The 18,497-nt window shown below is 74.0% G+C and carries 17 protein-coding genes and 1 pseudogene; 9 read left to right on the forward strand and 9 right to left on the reverse strand.

The window, feature by feature from the left end; translation table 11 throughout:
• Positions 1 to 84: 84 nt before the first annotated feature.
• Entirely contained in the window at positions 85 to 588 is a 504-nt protein-coding gene (locus ACSMXW_RS26400) for a DUF2550 domain-containing protein (RefSeq protein ID WP_485799894.1), read from the forward strand.
• A 371-nt stretch (positions 589 to 959) separates the two neighbouring features.
• Here ACSMXW_RS26400 and ACSMXW_RS26405 read toward each other — a convergent pair whose 3' ends face one another.
• Entirely contained in the window at positions 960 to 1,607 is a 648-nt protein-coding gene (locus ACSMXW_RS26405; RefSeq protein WP_485799895.1) for a response regulator, read from the reverse strand.
• Positions 1,604 to 2,977, reverse strand: coding sequence for a sensor histidine kinase (locus ACSMXW_RS26410; protein ID WP_485799896.1), 1,374 nt, complete (start codon positions 2,975 to 2,977; stop codon positions 1,604 to 1,606). The genes ACSMXW_RS26405 and ACSMXW_RS26410 overlap by 4 nt, the downstream gene beginning before the upstream one ends.
• 474 nt (positions 2,978 to 3,451) lie before the next feature.
• On the opposite strand from ACSMXW_RS26410, the gene ACSMXW_RS26415 reads away from it, so the two are divergent.
• Positions 3,452 to 4,066: a hypothetical protein gene (locus ACSMXW_RS26415; protein WP_485799897.1), complete on the forward strand. Its 615-nt coding sequence runs from the start codon at positions 3,452 to 3,454 to the stop codon at positions 4,064 to 4,066.
• On the opposite strand, the gene ACSMXW_RS26420 is transcribed toward ACSMXW_RS26415, so the two are convergent.
• The 3 genes from ACSMXW_RS26420 to ACSMXW_RS26430 all read right to left on the reverse strand — a co-directional run bounded on the left by ACSMXW_RS26420 (position 3,999) and on the right by ACSMXW_RS26430 (position 6,315).
• A complete protein-coding gene (locus ACSMXW_RS26420; RefSeq protein ID WP_485799899.1) occupies positions 3,999 to 4,571 on the reverse strand; it encodes a cob(I)yrinic acid a,c-diamide adenosyltransferase in 573 nt (190 codons plus the stop codon). The genes ACSMXW_RS26415 and ACSMXW_RS26420 overlap by 68 nt on opposite strands.
• A gap of 108 nt (positions 4,572 to 4,679) precedes the next feature.
• Complete coding sequence (locus ACSMXW_RS26425) at positions 4,680 to 5,435, reverse strand: ABC transporter permease (RefSeq protein WP_485799901.1); 756 nt, start codon at positions 5,433 to 5,435, stop codon at positions 4,680 to 4,682.
• A gap of 97 nt (positions 5,436 to 5,532) precedes the next feature.
• Positions 5,533 to 6,315: an ABC transporter ATP-binding protein gene (locus ACSMXW_RS26430; protein ID WP_485799903.1), complete on the reverse strand. Its 783-nt coding sequence runs from the start codon at positions 6,313 to 6,315 to the stop codon at positions 5,533 to 5,535.
• Positions 6,316 to 6,395: 80 nt separating this feature from the next.
• Between ACSMXW_RS26430 and ACSMXW_RS26435 the strand changes: the two genes are divergently transcribed.
• The 4 genes from ACSMXW_RS26435 (at position 6,396) to ACSMXW_RS26450 (ending at position 11,916) form a co-directional block, all read left to right on the forward strand.
• On the forward strand, positions 6,396 to 7,037 hold the full coding sequence (locus ACSMXW_RS26435) for a TetR/AcrR family transcriptional regulator (protein ID WP_485799905.1): 642 nt from the start codon (positions 6,396 to 6,398) through the stop codon (positions 7,035 to 7,037).
• A 183-nt stretch (positions 7,038 to 7,220) separates the two neighbouring features.
• Complete coding sequence (locus tag ACSMXW_RS26440; protein WP_485799907.1) at positions 7,221 to 8,069, forward strand: 3-hydroxyacyl-CoA dehydrogenase family protein; 849 nt, start codon at positions 7,221 to 7,223, stop codon at positions 8,067 to 8,069.
• 347 nt (positions 8,070 to 8,416) lie between these two features.
• Positions 8,417 to 8,740: an STAS domain-containing protein gene (locus ACSMXW_RS26445; RefSeq protein WP_189933376.1), complete on the forward strand. Its 324-nt coding sequence runs from the start codon at positions 8,417 to 8,419 to the stop codon at positions 8,738 to 8,740.
• Positions 8,741 to 9,189: 449 nt separating this feature from the next.
• Positions 9,190 to 11,916 carry an ATP-binding protein gene (locus ACSMXW_RS26450; protein WP_485799908.1) on the forward strand — a complete coding sequence of 909 codons (2,727 nt, stop codon included), beginning with the start codon at positions 9,190 to 9,192 and terminating at the stop codon, positions 11,914 to 11,916.
• 336 nt (positions 11,917 to 12,252) lie between these two features.
• On the opposite strand, the gene nucS is transcribed toward ACSMXW_RS26450, so the two are convergent.
• Positions 12,253 to 12,924 (reverse strand): endonuclease NucS, encoded by a 672-nt coding sequence (gene nucS / locus ACSMXW_RS26455; protein WP_485799910.1) that lies wholly within the window; start codon positions 12,922 to 12,924, stop codon positions 12,253 to 12,255.
• A 437-nt stretch (positions 12,925 to 13,361) separates the two neighbouring features.
• On the opposite strand from nucS, the gene ACSMXW_RS26460 reads away from it, so the two are divergent.
• Positions 13,362 to 13,754 carry an SCO5389 family protein gene (locus ACSMXW_RS26460; RefSeq protein ID WP_485799912.1) on the forward strand — a complete coding sequence of 131 codons (393 nt, stop codon included), beginning with the start codon at positions 13,362 to 13,364 and terminating at the stop codon, positions 13,752 to 13,754.
• Between the two features lie 195 nt (positions 13,755 to 13,949).
• On the opposite strand, the gene ACSMXW_RS26465 is transcribed toward ACSMXW_RS26460, so the two are convergent.
• Complete coding sequence (locus ACSMXW_RS26465) at positions 13,950 to 15,092, reverse strand: LLM class flavin-dependent oxidoreductase (RefSeq protein WP_485799913.1); 1,143 nt, start codon at positions 15,090 to 15,092, stop codon at positions 13,950 to 13,952.
• 241 nt (positions 15,093 to 15,333) lie between these two features.
• Here ACSMXW_RS26465 and ACSMXW_RS26470 point away from each other — a divergent pair, with 241 nt between their 5' ends.
• A complete protein-coding gene (locus ACSMXW_RS26470) occupies positions 15,334 to 15,675 on the forward strand; it encodes an ATP/GTP-binding protein (RefSeq protein WP_485799914.1) in 342 nt (113 codons plus the stop codon).
• A 74-nt stretch (positions 15,676 to 15,749) separates the two neighbouring features.
• On the opposite strand, the gene ACSMXW_RS26475 is transcribed toward ACSMXW_RS26470, so the two are convergent.
• Together ACSMXW_RS26475 and ACSMXW_RS26480 are read right to left on the reverse strand one after the other, a co-directional pair.
• Complete coding sequence (locus ACSMXW_RS26475; protein ID WP_485799915.1) at positions 15,750 to 16,622, reverse strand: ABC-2 transporter permease; 873 nt, start codon at positions 16,620 to 16,622, stop codon at positions 15,750 to 15,752.
• A 61-nt stretch (positions 16,623 to 16,683) separates the two neighbouring features.
• Positions 16,684 to 17,743, reverse strand: a pseudogene (locus tag ACSMXW_RS26480) (ABC transporter ATP-binding protein); the annotation flags it as partial.
• Positions 17,744 to 18,025: 282 nt separating this feature from the next.
• On the opposite strand from ACSMXW_RS26480, the gene ACSMXW_RS26485 reads away from it, so the two are divergent.
• Positions 18,026 to 18,436: a hypothetical protein gene (locus ACSMXW_RS26485; protein WP_485799916.1), complete on the forward strand. Its 411-nt coding sequence runs from the start codon at positions 18,026 to 18,028 to the stop codon at positions 18,434 to 18,436.
• Positions 18,437 to 18,497: the final 61 nt, after the last annotated feature.

Below are 18,497 nucleotides of genomic sequence, written 5' to 3' on the forward strand. Positions count from 1 at the left end.
GCACTCCGGACCGGGTCGCGGCTGAGGCAATGAGGGATCAAGCAGAGTCGTTCCGTTACCTACGAGGCGAGGAGGTCGGTGCCGGTGATCCTCGCTGTGGTGGTGTGCGGTATCGCGGTGGTCGCGCTGGTCGTGCTCGGGCTGCTCGCCTTCGGGGTGCGGCGCAGGCTGATCCAGCGGTCCGGGGGGACGTTCGACTGCAGCCTGCGCTGGAACGTCCCGGCACCGCCGTCGCGTGACGGTGCGCCGGCTTCCGGGGAGGGCGACTTGGTCGGCGGCGCCGGAGTGCCCAGCGGCAAGGGCTGGGCGTATGGCATCGCCCGGTACAACGGCGACTGTGTGGAGTGGTTCCGCGTCTTCTCCTATGCGCCGCGGCCCCGGCGGACCCTGGAGCGGGGGGTCATCGAGGTGGAGGGGCGGCGGACTCCCGAGGGGGAGGAGGAGCTGGCGCTGCTCTCCGACGCGATCGTGCTCTCCTGTGTGCATCGGGGGGTGCGGTTGGAGTTGGCGATGAGTGAGGATGCGTTGACCGGGTTCCTCGCGTGGCTGGAGGCCGCGCCTCCCGGCCAACGCGTCAACGTCGCCTAGCCGGTCGCTCCCTCCACGCGGTTTCCCCGCGGCACCTTTTTTGCGCAGTTCCCCGCGCCCCTGATGGGGCGCTTCTGTCGTTCTCCGGCCGCCTGCGCGCTGGCACTTGCTCGCGCGGTTCCCCGCGCCCCTTGATCGGGTGCGTTCCTGTGGTTCTTCGGCTGTCCGTCCACCGGTTTTCTTGCGCGGTTTCCCCGCGCCCCTGGGTGGGTGGGGGCTTCTGCCGCTCTTTCGCTCTCTGTGCGTTGTGGTTGCTCGCGCAGTCCCCGCGCCCCTTTTCGGGGGCAGCCTTACGGCGAAGGGCGCCGGGTAGGGGCGCGGGGAACCGCGCGACCCGGGGGCGCCGCTCACGACGGCGGGCGGGTGGGGGATCAGACGCCGAGTTCCTGAGCCAGGACCGCCGCCTGGACGCGGCTGTGCAGCCCCAGCTTGCCAAGAAGCCGACTCACATGCGTCTTCACCGTCGCCTCCGCCATGGCCAGGCGAGCGGCGATCGCCGCATTGGAAAGACCCTCACCGAGGCACGACAGAACCTCCCGCTCGCGGCGCGTCAGCGCGTCCAGAACGGACCGGTCCGGCACCGCCTCCTCACGCGCGGCCTGCCCGGCGAACTCCGCGAGGAGCCGGCGCGTGACCGCCGGCGCCACCGTGCCCTCGCCCCGGGCCACCGTCCGTACCGCCGCCAGCAATTCATGAGCCTCCGCGTTCTTCAGCAGAAACCCCGCCGCCCCCGCGCGCAGCGCGCCGAAGACGTACTCGTCCAGGTCGAAGGTGGTCAGCACGAGCACATCGGCGAGCCGCTCGGCGACCACCTGACGGGTCGCCGCGACCCCGTCGAGGCGCGGCATCTGCACATCCATCAGGACCAGATCGGGCCGGAGCGCACGGGCCAGCGCCACCGCCCGCTCCCCGTCCCCGGCCTCGCCGACCACCTCGATGTCCGGCGCACTGCGCAGGATGAGGACGAGCCCGGCCCGCACGGCCGACTGGTCCTCCGCGACCAGAACGCGAATCGTCATCTCTCCGCTCCCCCTCCGCCGGACACCCGAGCGCCCGCGGCCCGCACCCGTGCGCGCTCCGCACCTGCCCTCTGGGCCCGCGCGGTCTTCGCGCCCGCGGTCTCCACCTCCGCCGCCTTCACCTCCGCCGCCTCCACCCCCGCCGTCCGCGAGCCCGTCCCCTCCGCCTCGGGTGCCTCCCCGGCGGTCACCGGAAGGGTCGCCGACACCGTCCACAGTCCCGCGTCCTCCGGTCCGGCCCGGAAGGTGCCGCCCAGCAGGGCGACCCGCTCCTCCATGCCGACCAGGCCCGCCCCGGAACCCGGCGCCCGCGGACCGGCCGCCTGCCCGTACGGGCTGCTGATCCGGACCGTCAGCGCACCCCTGCCAAGGCCGAGCGCGACCGTGACCCGGCCGGGCGCCGCGTGCTTGAGGGCGTTGGTCAGGGACTCCTGGACGATGCGGTAGGCGGCCAGCTCGACCGGCGCAGGCAGCCGGGTGCCCGGTGCGGGGACGTCCGCGAGGTGGACGTCCAGGCCGTTGGCGCGGGCGCCCGAGACCAGCGCGTCCACCCCGTCCAGGGTGGGCGCGGGCGCGGCGCCCTGCTCGCCGCCGGAGTCCCGCAGGAGCCCGATCAGGCGGCGCATGTCGGCCAGGCCCTCGACGCTGTTCTCGCGGATGACGGCGAGCGCGTCACGGGTGGTGCCCGGGTCGTCCAGGGTGAGCGCCGCGGTCGAGTGGATGGCGATCGCGGAGAGGTGGCCCGCCACCATGTCGTGCAGCTCGCGGGCCATCCGGGCGCGCTCGGCGGTGACGGCCTGGACCCGGTCGGCCTCGGCCAGCAGCGCCGTCTGCTCCGCGCGCAGCCGCGCCGTCTCCGCCGCGTCCCGGTGATTGCGCACCACCGCGCCGGTGGTGGCCGGCACGAACGACACCAGTCCGCACACCACCCCCACGAGCAGCGCCTCCGGCACCCGCCACCAGGCGAGCAGCCCGACGGTCAGCCCCACTGTGACCATGCCCCCGACGATGGGTATGCGGCGGGCCTGGACCGGGGTGCCGTACACCACGGCCGCGTACATGAGGTCCGTGAACATCAGGACCGTGGCGATGTTGCCGGGCGTGAACTGGTCCGTGACGACGGCGGCCGTGCCGATGACCAGGGCTGCTCGCGGGTGGGTCCTGCGCAGCAGCTCCAGGGCCGCGGTCACGGTCAGCGGCACCAGCATCCACACCCCGCCGAGCGGCCGGCCGCTCTGTGTGGAGAGCCCGAGCGCCCACAGCAGCAGCCCGCTGAGCAGGCCGGCGGCAGCGAGGAGGACGTCGTCGCGGTGCGGGCGCGGCGGGGCGGCAAGGGCACGCGGGGCGGCGCGCGGTGCGGGCAGGACCATGCGTCCATCCCAGCATGTCCCGCCCCCGGAGCGCCTGGTCCCCTGGATGGAGCTTCGGGGCCGGCGCAGTACATCGAAGGGTGCAGTCGCCTCCGGCGGAGTCTCGTCACCGCCGACGACGATTCGCGGCCGTCCGCCCGGGAGCCTGGAGAGACGGCGGGCACCGGGCCCCGGCCCCGGCCCCGGCGGCCGGCGGGTCCGGAACCCGCTCCGGCGCCCGTCCCCGCGGGACCGAGGCCCGGCGGGACCGAGTGCCCGCCGGACCGAGTGCCCGCCGGACCGAGTCCCCGTCCACGCGGGACCGGGGCCCATCCGCACGGTGCCGGAGGCGCATCGGCATGGTGCCGGCCGCATCGGCATGGGACCGCAGGCCGCGTCCGCATGGGACCGGAGGCTCGTCCGGCTGCGCCCCCGCCGGGGCTTGGCGCACCGCAGGGGGCGGGCCCGGCGAGCGGGCCCGGGAGAGGAGGAAGCGTGGTCGTCGCACTGGTCGTCGCCTGTGAGGTGGCGTTCTGGGTCCTGCTGGCAGCGGGCCTGCTGCTGCGGTACGCGGCGCGGATGCCCCGCACGGGCGCCGCCGTGCTGCTGGTCGAGCCGGTGCTCGAACTCGTCCTGCTGGTCGCCACCGCCGTCGACCTCGGAAACGGCGCCGCGCCCGACTGGAAGCACGGCCTGGCCGCGGTCTACCTCGGCTACACGGTGGCGTACGGCCGCTCCACCGTGCGGTGGATGGACGGCCGTGTGCACCACCGCTTCCTCGGCGGGCCGCCGCCGGCGAAGCCGCCGCGGTACGGCAGGGCGCGGGCCCGGTACGAGGGCCGGATCTGGCTGCGCACGGTGCTCGGCGCCGCCGTGGCGTGCGCGCTGCTCCAGGCCGCCGTCTGGTACGTCGGCTCGGCGGGCGGCACCGCACCGCTGAGGCAGTGGCAGCTGGTGACCGTACGGATGGTCGGGCTGCACGGTGTGATCGCTCTCACGTACCTGATCTGGCCAAAGAAGCGGCCGCCCGCAGGGGAGCCGGTCAGCGATCGCCGCCCGGCACCCACAGCACGTCGCCCGTCTCCCGGTTCGCGGTCCGCGCGAGGATGAACAGCAGGTCGGAGAGGCGGTTCAGATAGGTGGCCGTGAGCGGGTTCATCGTCTCACCGTGCACCTCCATCGCCGCCCAGGTGGAGCGCTCCGCGCGGCGCACGACGGTGCACGCGTGGTGCAGCAGCGCCGCGCCGGGCGCGCCGCCGGGCAGGATGAAGCTCTTCAGCTTGCCCAGGGAGGCGTTGAAGCGGTCGCAGTCCTCCTCCAGGCGGTCGACGTAGGACTGCTCGACCCGCAGCGGCGGGTGCTCCGGCTCCGCCACGACCGGCGTGGACAGGTCCGCGCCCACGTCGAACAGGTCGTTCTGCACGCGGACGAGAACCTTCACCAGCTCCTCGTCGAGCTGCCCGAGCGCGATCGCCGTGCCGATGACGGCGTTGGCCTCGTTGGCGTCGGCGTAGGCCGCGATCCTGAGGTCCGTCTTGGCGGTGCGGCTCATGTCCCCCAGGGCCGTGGTGCCCTGGTCGCCGGTCCTGGTGTAAATGCGCGTCAGCCTGACCATGGGCCCCAGCCTAGTGCTGTGACCGGTAAACCTTCCCGGTCACAGCACCGGGCCGTGTACCGCGAAGATCCGCCGGACACGGCCCAGGCCGCCCCGCGCAGCCCCCCGCTACGCCCCCGCCCTGCGGAACACCCGGGTCCCCACGGTGAGCGCCAGGGCCGTGAAGCCCACGGCCACCAGCGTCCCGTACAGCACGGCGGCCGTGGCGTACCGGCCCACGTAGGCGTCCCGCACCGCGTCGACCAGGTAGCGCAGCGGCATGCAGCGGGAGAGCACGTCGAGCCAGCCGGGGCCAAGCGCCATCGGCAGCATCAGCCCGGACAGCAGCATCGAGGGCATCGCGACCGCGTTGACCACGGGAGCGAACTCCTGGGGCGTGCGCACCCGCAACGCCAGCGCGTACGACAGGGCGGAGAGCGCGACGGTCAGCAGTGCCACGAAGAGGAAGCCGAGCAGCACCCCGGCGAGCGGTGCCCGAAGGCCCATGGCGACCGCGGCGAGCACCAGCAGCACCGCCTGGCAGACGAAGAGGGCGGTGTCCCGCAGGGTGCGGCCGAGCAGCATGGCGAGACGGCTGACCGGGGTGACCCGCATCCGCTCCAGCACACCGGTGCTCTTCTCGATGATGAGGGAGAAGCCGGCGAACGTCCCGCCGAAGAGCGCGAGTTGCAGCAGCAGGCCGGGCACGAGCACCTGCCAGGAACTGCCCCGCGAGCCGAGCGGCAGGCCGGTGAGGAGCGGGCCGAAGAAGAACAGGTACAGCAGCGGCATCAGCATGCCGAAGAGCATCTGGAAGCGGGAGCCGAGGGTCTGCCGGGCGTAGCGCCCGAAGATCAGTGAGGTGTCGGAGAGCAGGGCCGGCATCGGTGGGTCCTCTGTGGTGACGGTGACGGGGCCGTACGGCGACGGCGGTGGTTGTGCAACGTCCGGTTGGGCGCCGGGTCGGCTGCCTGCCGGGGCACTAGACGGCGACGGGGGCGGACTCGGTGGGCGCCGGGCCGCGCCCGGTGATGGCGAGGAAGGTGTCCTGGAGGCTGGCGTCGATCGCCCCGCCGTACCGGAGCTTGAGCGCGCTCGGCGTGCCCTCGGCGGCGACGGCGCCCTCGTCGACGACCACAAGGCGGTCCGCGAGGGCGTCCGCCTCGTCCAGGTAGTGCGTGGTCAGGAAGATCGTCGTGCCGTGCTCGTCGCGCAGCCGGCGCACCAGGTCCCACAGGTCGGCGCGGCTGGCGGGGTCGAGGCCGGTGGTCGGCTCGTCGAGGAAGAGCACCCGGGGGCGGTGGGTGAGCCCCATCGCGATGTCGAGCCGGCGCCGCTGGCCGCCGGAGAGCGCCCCGCACCTGCGGTCGAGCAGGCCGGTCAGGCCCAGGTCGCGCGCCAACTCCTCGGCGCGCGCCGCCGCCTCCGCCTTCGGCAGCCGGTAGAGCCGGCCCTGCGTGATCAGCTCCTCGCGCACCAGGACGTTCGGGTCGACGCCGCCGAACTGCGCCACGTACCCGCACCTGGCGCGCACGCCCGCGGGGTCCTTCGCCAGGTCGCACCCTGCGACGGTGGCGGTGCCGCCGGTGGGGGCGAGGAGGGTGGTGAGCATCCGGAGCGTGGTGGTCTTGCCGGCGCCGTTCGGACCGAGGAAGCCGAGGATCTCGCCGGCCGCCACGGAGAGGTCGATACCGCGCACGGCCTCCACGGGCCCGCGTTTGGTGTGGAAGGTCCGGGCCAGCCCGGACGCGCTGAGGATCGGCATGCATCACAGAAAAACAGAGAAGCATCAAAATTGCAATGACCCCAAAAATCAACAGCCTCCAGTGAACGTACGATGGCGGCATGGCAGAGGGACTCAGGGAGCGCAAGAAGCGGCAGACCAGGCAGTACATCTCGGATGTCGCGACCGGCCTGTTCCTGGAGCGCGGCTTCGACGCGGTCACCGTCGCCGAGGTGGCCGAGGCCGCCAACGTCTCCGTGAACACGGTCTACAACTACTTCCCGGCCAAGGAGGACCTCTTCCTCGACCGGATGTCCGGAGTGGTGGACCGCCTCTCGCGCTGGGTGCGCGGGCGGGACGCGGGAGAGTCCGCGGCCCGTGCCGTGCTGCGCGAGCTGCGCGACGAGGTGGAGGCGGTCTCGCCCCGGGTCGGCCTGGTCAAGGGTTACGAGCGGTTCATGCGGGTGGTGCACGACGCCCCCACGCTCAAGTCCCGGCTGTGGGTCGTCGGCCAGACGGTCTTCGAGAACGTGGAGCAGACGCTGCGCGAGGAGAGCGGCGCGCCGCCGGACGACCCGATGCCCACCCTGATCGCCGGGCAGCTCAACTGGCTCCACCAGACCGTCATGGGCGCCATCGGCCGTGAGATGGTGGCGGGACGCGCCCCGGAGGAGGTCTCCCGCGAGGTACTGCTCCTGCTGGACGCCGCGGAGGACATCCTGAGCGAAACCGTACTCAACTACGCGGTACGCGGCCGGGAATGAGTCCACGGCGCCCGGCAGCAGTGTGATGTGTGTCAGGAGGGACGTGACACGCATCTCGTCACGCCCCATCGCGGCCCTTCGGACGCTAGGGTCCTGCACACGTCAATGACGTCCCGGCGTCAACGACGTCCTGGTGCGGCAACGGGGCCGTGCCGGCGGCAGTACGGACAGGGGAGTCACACAGTGGCACGCAAGCTCGCCGTCGTCGGCGCCGGACTGATGGGGTCCGGAATCGCGCAGGTCTCCGCCGCGGCGGGCTGGGACGTCGTGCTGCGGGACATCACCGACGTCGCCCTCACCCGTGGCACCGACGGCATCAAGGCGTCGTACGACAAGTTCGTCGCCAAGGACAGAATGACCGCGGACGACGCCGCCGCGGCGCTCGCCAGGATCACCACGACCACCGATCTGGACGCCGCCGCGGACGCGGACGTCGTCGTGGAGGCCGTGTTCGAGAAGCTGGACGTCAAGCACGAGATCTTCCGCGCACTCGACAAGCTGGTGCGGGACGACACCGTGCTCGCCTCCAACACCTCCGCCATCCCCATCACCAAGATCGCGGCGGCCACCACCCGCCCGGAGCGCGTGGTGGGCACGCACTTCTTCTCGCCGGTGCCGATGATGCAGCTCTGCGAACTGGTGCGGGGCCTGAAGACCAGCGACGAAACCCTCGCCACCGCACGTGAGTTCGCCGAGTCCGTCGGCAAGACCTGCATCGTGGTGCGGCGTGACGTGGCGGGCTTCGTCACCACCCGGCTGATCTCGGCGCTCGTCGTCGAGGCCGCCCGGCTCTACGAGTCCGGCGTGGCCACCGCCGAGGACATCGACACGGCCTGCAAGCTGGGCTTCGGCCACGCCATGGGGCCGCTCGCCACGGCCGACCTCACCGGTGTCGACATCCTGCTGCACGCCACCGAGAACATCTACACCGAGACCCAGGACGAGAAGTTCGCCCCGCCAGAGCTGATGCGCCGGATGGTCGACGCCGGCGACATCGGCCGCAAGAGCGGTCAGGGCTTCTATCCGCACTGAACCATCCCGCCCGGACCCCGCTCTCCCGAGCGGGATCCGGGTGGAGCCGACGCCGGATGTCAACCCCACGATCACCCCGTGGGGTGAATTCGGTATCGGTTCGCTTACAACCAGCAACTCCCGTGTCCGCGCGGCCGTCAGTTGCAGTGACATGACGACAGGTCACGCCGCCCGGCCGGCACGGGACACGGCAGCCGGCACACCGCCGCACGGCCCGGCCGGCCGACGGCCCCGGGCCCCGCGTGACCCCATGCGGACCGCCCGGACCACGCGGCCCGTGCAGGCAGACCACAGGGACGAAACGGCACACGACCACACGCACACACCACCACTCTCGGGGAGCGCATATGCACATCAGGGGCGACCACACCGAGCTGGTCGTCGGGGGCCGCCTCGACGTCCGCAGCGCGGCGGACGCCCGTACGGTCCTGCACTCGGCCGTCGACGACGGCGCCGGTGACCTGGTGCTCGACCTGTCAGAGCTGGACTCCTGGGATGCCACGGGGCTCGGCGTCATCATGGGCGTGCACCGCAGAGCGGGGCGGTGCGGGCGTCGGCTCGTGCTGCGGGATGTGCCGCCGCAGATGCAGCGGTTGCTCGTCGCCACTCGGTTGCACCGGATTCTCGCCATCGAGGGCGGCATCGGACTCGAGTCCCTGCCGCGTGTGTAGGCCCGCCGTGTAGGCACCTCTCCGGTCGCGGGCCCCCGGGCTCCGCCCCGGTGCCGCAAAGGGGCGCGGGGAGCCACGCGCCAAGCCCCACCGGCCGGTGGCCGAGCGACCGAGCGACCGACCGCACGAGGCTCGGCCCGGCGCCCCGGCGCCCCGGCGCCCCGGCGCCCCGCCGCAGGCGCATCGCGGCCGGTCTCGCGCAGTTCCCCGCGCCCCTGACGGGGTGCGGGGCACACAAGGGTTGCTTCGGGATCGGGATGATCCGGGCGAGACCATGAGGACTCGGGCGGTACGGTACCCCGGATGTCCCGCCCGTCGGGTGACCCTCTAAGGTGCGGTGACCCGTTGTGTGGACGGAACCAGGCAGCGGGCACCGGACCCGCAGCGACAGCGCGGTGTGCACCACGGCCGAGAGGGCTCGGCACACAACGCTCTTGGGGGCATTCACCATGGATCCGATGAACCGCGGACCCGAGGACCACCGTGGTCCGACGGGCGACCCCGCAGGCAGACCCACCCCCACCGGCCGCGGTCTACCCGGCGACGGCCTGCCCGGCGACGACCCGGCGCCGGGCACAGGCACCCCGGGCAGCGCGCTCGTGCCCGTATCCGGCACCACCGCGCAGCGTCCCGCCCGCGCCGTCCGGCTGGTCTCCGGCGACCTGCTCGTCACCGTCAACCCGGTGGACGGCAGCGAGGTCGAGCCCTGCCCGCCGGACCGCCGCCCGCCCCGCCCCGTCAAGCGGCCCGCTACGGAGCGGGCCGAACTGGCCCGTGCCGCCCGGCCGCCGCTGCCGCAGGGCCCCCTGCTGCCCCGGCCCCCGCTGCTGGAGCGCGACGAGGAGCGCGCCCGGCTCGGGCGGCTGCTCTCCCGCGGCCGCTCCGTGCGGCTCACCGGACCGTCCGGATCCGGTCGCAGCGCCCTGCTGGACGTGATCGCCGAGGACTGCGCCGGCCTTGCCCCGGACGGCGTGATCCGGCTCTCCGGCCACCGGCGCACCGTCAAGGACCTGCTGCACGACCTGTTCCGCGCCGTCTACCGCAGCGACCTGCACCGCCCGGACGGGACACTCCGGGGTGAACTGATCCGCGAGATAGGCGCCGTGGTCGTCCTGGACGACCTGGAGTTCGGCGGCGCCGCACTCGACGAGCTCCTCGACGCCACCCCCGAATGCGCCTTCGTGCTGGCCACCACGCCCGAGGTGGCCGCACCCTCGCCGGACTCGCACCTGGAGGAGGTCTTCCTCGGCGGCCTGGGCCGCGACGGCGGCATGGCGCTGCTGCGGCACACCGTCGACCGCGACCTCACCGAGGAGGAGACGGAGTGGGCCGCCGACCTGTGGTTCGAGTCCGGGGGGCTGCCGGCCCGCTTCGTCCAGGCCGGCGCCCTGCTGCGGCGCCGCGACCAGCTCCGCGCCGAGCCGGGCGCGGCAGGGCCCGGCGCGCCCGCGGCGAAGCTGCCGCTGCCCTCGCTCGCCGAGGGCTCCGCGCCCGTGGCGCTGCTCGCCTCCCTGCTCAGCGCGTCAGCCCGGGCCACGCTGCGGTTCGCCGTCGCCCTCGGCGGTGAGGTGCCGCACCGCGCCCAGCTGCCCGCGCTGCTCTCCGACCCGCGGGCGGACGCCGCCCTGGCGGAACTGCTGGCCGGCGGGCTCATCACCCCCGTCGGCAACCGCTACCGCCTCGCGGCGGGCGTCCAGGCACAGTTGGAGGCCGTCGGTTTCGCCGACGACGCCGACGAACGCGCCCGCACCGCGGGGGAGCACTACGCCTGGTGGGCCGGGCACCCGTCGGTCGGCCCCGAACGGGTGCTGGCCGAGGCGGACGCCGTCCTCGCCACCCTCGCCGCCCTGATCCCGCGCACCACCCCCCACCACACCGCCGACGGCCAGCCCAGCCTCGCCGTCCGGGTGGCCCGCACCGCCGCACCGGCCTTCGCGGCCGCCCTCGACTGGGGCGTCTGGGAACGTGCGCTGCGCTCCGGCCAGGAGGCTGCCCGCCGCTCCGGCGAGGTCGCGGAAGAGGCCTACTTCCACCATGAGCTGGGCGTCCTCGCGCTCTGCCTCGGCCGGCTCGACCGGGCCCGCGCCGAACTCGAAGCCTCCATCGGGCTGCGCGGCGCGCTCGCCGACAAACGCGGCACCGTCGCCGGCCGCCGCGCCCTCGCCCTGGTGACGGACCGCTCCGGCCCCCTGGCGCTGCCGCCAGGACCGACCGGGTCCCAGACGGCCGGCGGCACCCCCGGAGCGCCGGGCGCCGCCCCAGGGCTGCCCGTGGCCCCCACGACGACGGACGCGACGCCGCCCACCGCCCCCCAGACGTCCTTCGGGTCCGCCCTGACCGTGCGCCTGCCCGCCACGCCCGCGGCCCACGGCGAGCCCGTGACCGCCGAACTGCCGGCGGTGCCCAGCGGCTCCGCCCTCACCGCCCGGCTGCCCGCCGCCGGCCGGCCCGAGCGCGACGACGACTCGCCGCACACCGCGGCCACGCCGGGCTATCCGGCGGGAGACGGCACCACCACCCTGGTGGGGCACCGGAGCGCGGCGCGGGACGACGGCCCCGGCGGGCGGTCGCCCGGCCACCGGGCGGTGGGGAAGAACACCCGGCGCAACGTGGTAGCCGCGAGCGCCGGCGCCGTGCTCGCCGCCGTGCTCGGCACGGTCGTCACCCTCGGCGTCACCTCGGACAACCACGACAAGCCGGCCACCAAGGTCGGCCCCGACCCGGCCATGAGCCAGGACGACGGCGGCGGCGGCGTCGCCGCCGACGAGCCGCCGTCCAGCTCCAGCAGCGGCGCACCGGCCCCGAGCCGTTCCGGCACCAGCGGCACCCCGAGCGCCTCGGACAGCCCGACGCCCGGCGACTCCGGTGCCACCAGCAGGGCACCGGGTGGCGCCGGCGCCGGGCGGCACACGGCCTCCACGTCCCCGTCGCACCGGCCGACGAGCAAGCCGCCCACGCGTACGCCCACCCATACGCCCCCGACGAGCCGGCCGCCGACCTCGAAGCCGCCGTCCCAGTCGCCCAGCGATCCGCCGTCCAGCCCGTCGCCGGACGACCCGCCGCCCCCCGGCGCCTCGGACTCGGCGAGCGGCCCGGCGCCCGGCACCACCGCCGGGACCCCCAGCGGCTCGGACGTGCCGCCGTCCGGCGCGTCGGCGAGCGGCACGGTGATCTGACCCCTCGTACGGTGGCTCGTGGTGGGCCGGCTCGCCGCGGTGGTTCCTGACGTGTGCCCGCGTGCGCGCTTCGCCGTGGCCGGACGCGCAGTTCCCGGCGCCCCGCGGGGCGCGGGCCCGCCGCTCGCCCGCCTGTGATCCGCGGACCTCGCGGAGACGTCGCATCGGCGGTGGCCCTGCGGCCACCGGCACCCATCGAGGGGCGCGGGGACACCCGCGCGGGCAACCGCCCGCCGGCGGTGGGCCGGGAGACGAGGGACGCACCCCTCGGGCACGGGCACGGCCCCGGAATCCGGAGCCGAGCCGCCGGTGCGCGGTCGGAAGGGCCCGGGCTGCTCAGAAGAGCCGGAGCTTGTCGTCCTCGATGCCGCGCAGGGCGTCGTAGTCCAGGATCGTGCAGCCGATGCCGCGGTCCGTGGCGAGCACCCGGGCCTGCGGTTTGATCTCCTGAGCGGCGAAGATGCCGCGCACCGGCGCCAGATGGGGATCCCGGTTGAGCAGTTCCAGGTACCGCGTGAGCTGCTCGACCCCGTCGATCTCGCCCCGGCGTTTGATCTCCACCGCGACGGTGCCGCCGGTGGCGTCCCGGCACAGGATGTCGACCGGGCCGATGGCGGTCGGGTACTCCCTGCGGATCAGCGTGTAGCCCTCGCCCAGGGTCTCGATGCGGTCGGCGAGCAGCTCCTGGAGGTGGGCTTCCACGCCGTCCTTGATCAGGCCCGGGTCGACGCCCAGCTCATGGGAGGAGTCGTGCAGGACCTCCTCCATGGTGATGATGAGTTTCTCCCCCGTTTTGTTGACGACGGTCCAGACGCCGGAGTCGTCGCCCGTACCCTCCTTCAAGGTGCACGGCGGGGACATCCAGTTGAGGGGTTTGTAGGCCCGGTCGTCGGCATGGATCGAGACACTGCCGTCCGCTTTCACAAGGATCAGGCGGGGTGCCGACGGGAGATGGGCGGTGAGCCGGCCCGCGTAGTCGACGGAGCAGCGGGCAATGACGAGACGCATGGTCGGCAACGCTACTCGACGGCGCGGCCGGTGGGCGATCCGCCCCGGACGGCCTCTCCGCACCTCCTGGGGCCCCGGCCTCCGGACGGCTCCCGGTCCGCACCCCCGGACGCCCCGGCCCTGATCCCCGGACGCCCGGCCCTGGCCTCCCCGGGGGGCCCGGCCCCGGGCTCCGTGCGACGCGGGGCCGCCCGGTGGGCCGGCGCCGGGTCGCCCGGCCGCCGTGCGCCGGTGGCAGGCGCGTGCGCCGGCGCTGGCCCTGTACGCCCCTCGTGCTTCCTTCGGCGGTGGCCGGTTGTACGTGCCTTCTCCTGGTGCGGGCGGGACAGGATGTTTACCGTGTTAGCAGGAGGTCGCGATCCGTGCACTCTGCGTATCCGGACTTCACTGCTGTCCGTAAGCCCCCGTCACCGCATGGGGGTGCGAGAGGAGAACTCATGTCGCTCGACGTCTCACCGGCCCTACTCGAACAGGCCGAGCGAGGCGAGGTCGACGAAGCAGCCTTCGTCGACTGCGTCCGGACCTCCCTGCCCTATGCGTGGGAGATGATCAGCTCTCTGGTGGCTCAGCTGAAGGTGGACGGCGGTGATTTCGCCGACAACCAGACGCCTCCGCCGGATGAGCAGGCACGCGGTCAGCTGCTGCGTGCGCTCGCGAGCGACGCGATACGTGGCGCGTTGCAGCGGCACTTCGGTGTGCGCCTGGCCTTCCAGAACTGCCACCGGGTGGCGGTGTTCCCGCTGGACTCCGCGGTGGACGGCACCCTGGCGAGGTTCACCTCGGTCCGCAGCCAACTGCTCAACCAGTCACCGGAGCTGCGCGACTGCTGATGTGCCGGGGCATCCGCCGCTCCGGGCGCTCGTCCCCGCGCCCGGAGCGGCGGCGGCTCCCCGTGGGACTCCCCGGTGCCGGCCGGAGTCCGGTGCAGGTCAGGGGCTTGCTGCCACCGGGAAGCACGGCGCCGCCCGGCGATGCCCGGACGCCGGTGAGCGGGCCTGCCGCCGCCGGTTGAGCCCGGCGCCGGATCAGCGGAGTTGGGGGAGTACTTCGGCGCCGAGCCGCCGTACGTTCTCCTCCGTGGTCGCCAGGTCGCCGGAGCCCTCGGCGAGGAGCGCGAAGCGGCTGATGCCGGTGTGCCGCGCGGTCGCCGCGAGGCGGTCCGCGCACAGCTCGGGCGTGCCCACGGGGTGCAGCCCGCAGAGCAGTTCGGTGTACGGGCGGGGGTCCCGCATGGGCCGGGGGCGGCCGTCGACGGTGACATGGGCGCCGAGTCCCTGCCGGAACCACTCGGGCATGGCCCGCAGCAGGATCCGCTCCGCGTCGGCGGTGCGGTCCGCGATCTGCACGACTCCCGCCGACACATGACCGACGGACATGATCTCCTCGTGCGAGCGGCCGATGGCGTGCGCGTGCGACCGCCAGAGGGTGACCATGTCGGCCTTCTCCTGGTCGTCGCAGTGCATGCCCAGCAGCATCGGCAGTCCGTGCTCGGCGGCGAGGCGCACGCTGGCGGGGGAGGTGCAGGCGACGAGGACCTCGGGGGCGGGAGGCGGGGTTTCGGCGGCTGCCGGGTCGCCCGTGTGCGGGCCCGCCGCGGCGGGAGCCGGATGGCCGGTGGCCCCGCCGGCGATGGGCGGGCCCGGGGCCTCGGCGACCGCCGGGTGGTCGGCGGGCGCGTCCGCGGGCCGGGGCACGACGGGCACCTCGCGGAAGGCGTAGCGCTCGCCGTCGGCGCCGACACGGGGCTCGCGCAACCACCGCAGCAGCAGCTCCAGCGACTCGGGGAACCCCTTCTCGTACGCCTCGGCGCCCGTGCCGAAGACCTCCAGGTCCACCCAGGGGCCGCCGCGTCCCACCCCCAGCGACAGCCGGCCGCCCGCGGTGAGGTGCAGCAGCGCGGCCTGCTCGCCGAGCGCCACCGGGTGCAGGGTCGGCAGCACGCTGACGGCGGTGCCGACGCGGATCCGGCGGGTGCGGCCGAGCAGCAGGGCGGCGAGGGTGATCGCGGACGGGCAGGTGCCGTACGGGACGAAGTGGTGCTCGCCGAGCCAGACCGTGTCCAGGCCCGACTCCTCGGAGACCTCCGCGGTGCGCACCGCGCGGTGCAGTGCCTCCCCGTGCCGCTGGCCGGGGTACTGGCCGGCCAGGACGAATGTTCCTACCCGCATCGCACTCCCTGCCTTCCTGGTGCCGACACGGCTCCCCTCGGCGCCGCTTCTCCCGGACGCACGTCTCTACGGGCAACAACGCTTGACACGTGCCAAAGGCACGGCCTGACAGGGCGATTGGCTGATTTACCGCTCGATAGGAAAGATGTCCGTGTTGGCAGGGTGCCCCGCTCGCGGCGCCCGGCCGCGTACCCTGTGGGCAGACCGTGAAACCGCATCCGTAGTGCCCGTGAGGTGTGCCGTGTCTCCGCGCCGAAACCGCCCGTCGTCCCGCCGGGCCGAGGGGATGCCGGGCCGGCGCGCGGACGCGGAGAGCGGGGACCGGTACGGCGGGTACCAGCGGACGGAGAGCTGGCAGGGCGACGACTGGAGCGTCCGGCACGTCGCCGGGGCCAGCGCGGCGGGCAAGACGTACCGGTGCCCCGGGTGCGATCAGGAGATCGGCTCCGGGGTACCGCATGTGGTGGCCTGGCCGGAGTACGCGGGGGTGGACGAGCGGAGGCATTGGCACAAGGCCTGCTGGAACGCGAAGGACCGCCGCGCGGCGCGCGTCCAGCGATCCCGGAACGCTCCCCGGTACTGACGCCCCTCCCGCCGCCCGCCCCCTCCGGGGGCCGAGGTCGGGCCCGACGCCCCCGCGTGCGACGGCCGTCGGGGCTACACGTCCCGGCGTTCCAGCAGCAGGAAGGCGGCGACGACCGCCGCGGCCGTGATCCCGGCCAGCATCCAGAACTGCCCGGTGCCCGTGCCGTCGTCCAGGTGGAACATCTTGGCGAGCGAGTAGGGGGCGCTGTACTCCAGCAGCTCGTTGCCGATCTTCCGTGTGGTGTCGGAGATCACCAGGAACGCCGGCAGGATGGCCGGCACCAGCACCAGCCCCAGCATCGTGGTGATCGCACCCGCCGAGTGCCGCAGGATCGAGCCCATCGCGAGGGCGAGCACGCCGAGCAGCGACACATAGAGCGCGCTCTTGAGGACGGTGTCCAGCCAGTCGCGGTTGGAGCTGTCGTGGTGCATCTGGGACGTCAGCAGGCCCACCAGGAACACCGCCGCCATCGAGACCACCATCGAGACGCAGAAGAAGACCAGCATCTTCGCGGCCAGCACCCGGGACCGCTGCGGGGAGGCCGTGAACGTGGTGCGGACCATGCCGGTGCCGTACTCCGAGGAGACGACCAGCACCCCCAGCGTGATCAGGCAGATCTGTCCCAGGATCAGCCCGAAGAACGCCGGGACGGTGTACGGCATACGGACGTAGTCGCCGTCCGTGGTCTCCGCGCCGACCACCAGACCGATGCCGACGACCACCACCAGGAAGATGCCCAGCGTCCACATCGTGGACCGCACCGACCGGATCTTCGTCCACTCCGAGGCGAGGGCATGGCCCAGGTGGGTCCGCCGGACCGGAATCGGCGAGGTGTACGAGTCCCAGGCCGCCTCCTGTCCGTCGCCGGCGGGTTCCGGCCCCGGCCAGTGGTCCCCGCCGGGCGCGCCCGGGGCCGGGGGGTGCGGCGTCGGCTGCGCTGTCATCGGCGGTCCTCGCTGTCGCGCTGGTCGGGGGAGTGGACGGGGGTGGGGGCGCTGGCGGGCCCCCGGGGCGGCGCGGAGGGCGCCCCGCCCTGCTGGGGAGGCGGTGGGGCGTACCAGCCGGGCTGGTCCTGGCCCGGCACCGGCATGGGCGGGAGCGGCACCATGCCGAGCGGCATCGGCTGTTGCAGGCCGAACCGCGGGTCGGCCGTCGAGCGGTAGTCGACGGTGCCCTGCGTCATCCGCATGTACGCCTCCTCCAGGGACGCCTGGTGCGGCGACAGCTCCCACAGGCGTACGTCGGTCTGGTGCGCGAGATCGCTGATGCGGGGCAGTGGAAGTCCCGTCACCCGCAGCGCGCCGTCCGGCTCGGGCAGCACCTGGCCGCCCGCCTCGGTCAGCGCCGCCGTCAGCTTCTCGCGCTGCCGGGGGTCGGTGCCGGGGGTGCGGACGCGTGCGAAGTCCGCGCTGTTGTGGGAGATGAAGTCCTTGACGCTCATGTCGGCGAGGAGCCGGCCGCGGCCGATCACGATCAGGTGGTCGGCGGTGAGCGCCATCTCGCTCATCAGGTGCGACGAGACGAAGACGGTGCGGCCCTCGGAGGCGAGCCTCTTCATCAGCTTGCGCACCCAGAGGATGCCCTCCGGGTCCAGGCCGTTGACGGGCTCGTCGAAGAGCAGCACCTGGGGGTCGCCGAGCAGGGCCGCCGCGATGCCCAGGCGCTGGCCCATGCCGAGCGAGAACCCCTTGGAACGCCTCCGGGCCACGTCCTGCAGACCCACCACACCCAGCACCTCGTCCACCCTGCGCTCCGGGATGCCGGAGAGCTGGGCCAGGCACAGCAGGTGGTTGCGGGCGGTCCGGCCGCCGTGCACCGCCTTGGCGTCGAGCAGGGCCCCGACCTGGCGGGGGGCGTTGGGCAGCTCGCGGTAGGGGTGGCCGCCGATGGTGACGCGGCCCGCGGTGGGCCGGTCGAGGCCGAGGATCATCCGCATCGTCGTCGACTTGCCGGAGCCGTTGGGCCCGAGGAAACCGGTCACTGCCCCCGGCCGCACCTGGAAGGAAAGGTCGTCCACGGCCGTCTTGGCGCCGTAGCGCTTGGTCAGGCCGACTGCCTCGATCATGCTCCGCACCCATCGACAGGTCAGGTCGTCGGGGCGCACGCCCCCGTAAAGCTTAGGAGCTTATCGGGGGTGCCCACGGTTCCAGTGCCCACCGAGACGGGGCTGCGCCCCGGCCGCGCCGGGGGGTGCGACGGGCCACGGCGAGGGGTGCGGGCCGGCACCGTCCCGGAGTGCGACTCCGTGCCGTCTCCGGGACGTCGGGCGGTGGGGGTTGCTCGCGCCGTTCCCCGCGCCCCTTGCCGGCCGGCCCAGCGCGGCGCCCCGTTCACGGTCTGGATACCGGTGGACGCACCGGTGCCCGGGCTGCCGTTCAGCCGGATCCAGGGCAAGGACCTCTCCCAGTCGTACGGGGTGAAGCTGCTGGTGCGGCTGAGGGCGCGCACCGTGGGCCTCGGCACCGAGGTGGCGGACGAGCGGTGGTTCGACCTGGCGGGCGGCGACTTCGAGCTGGGCCGCTTCGCCGGCGTGCAGGCGGACACCGAGCGCGACGTGTGGGAGTGGGACGGCTGGCAGGACTTCGACGCCCTGGTGCCGGAGGGCCCCCGCCCGGCGCCCGGCGGCGCCGCGGCCGCCGAACCGCCCCGCCTCCCGCTCGACGCCCCCGGCCCGGCACCCGGGGACGCGGCCCCGGTGCCCGCCCCCGCACCGCGGCCGGACGCCGCGGACGACGACGCCCCGCGGCTCGCGTCCTGAGCCCGCCCCCTGCCGACCGCCACCGGACGGCGCGTCCCGTCAGGCGTCTCGTCCCGCTCCC

It is taken from the genome of Streptomyces sp. DSM 116793, assembly GCF_057320905.1.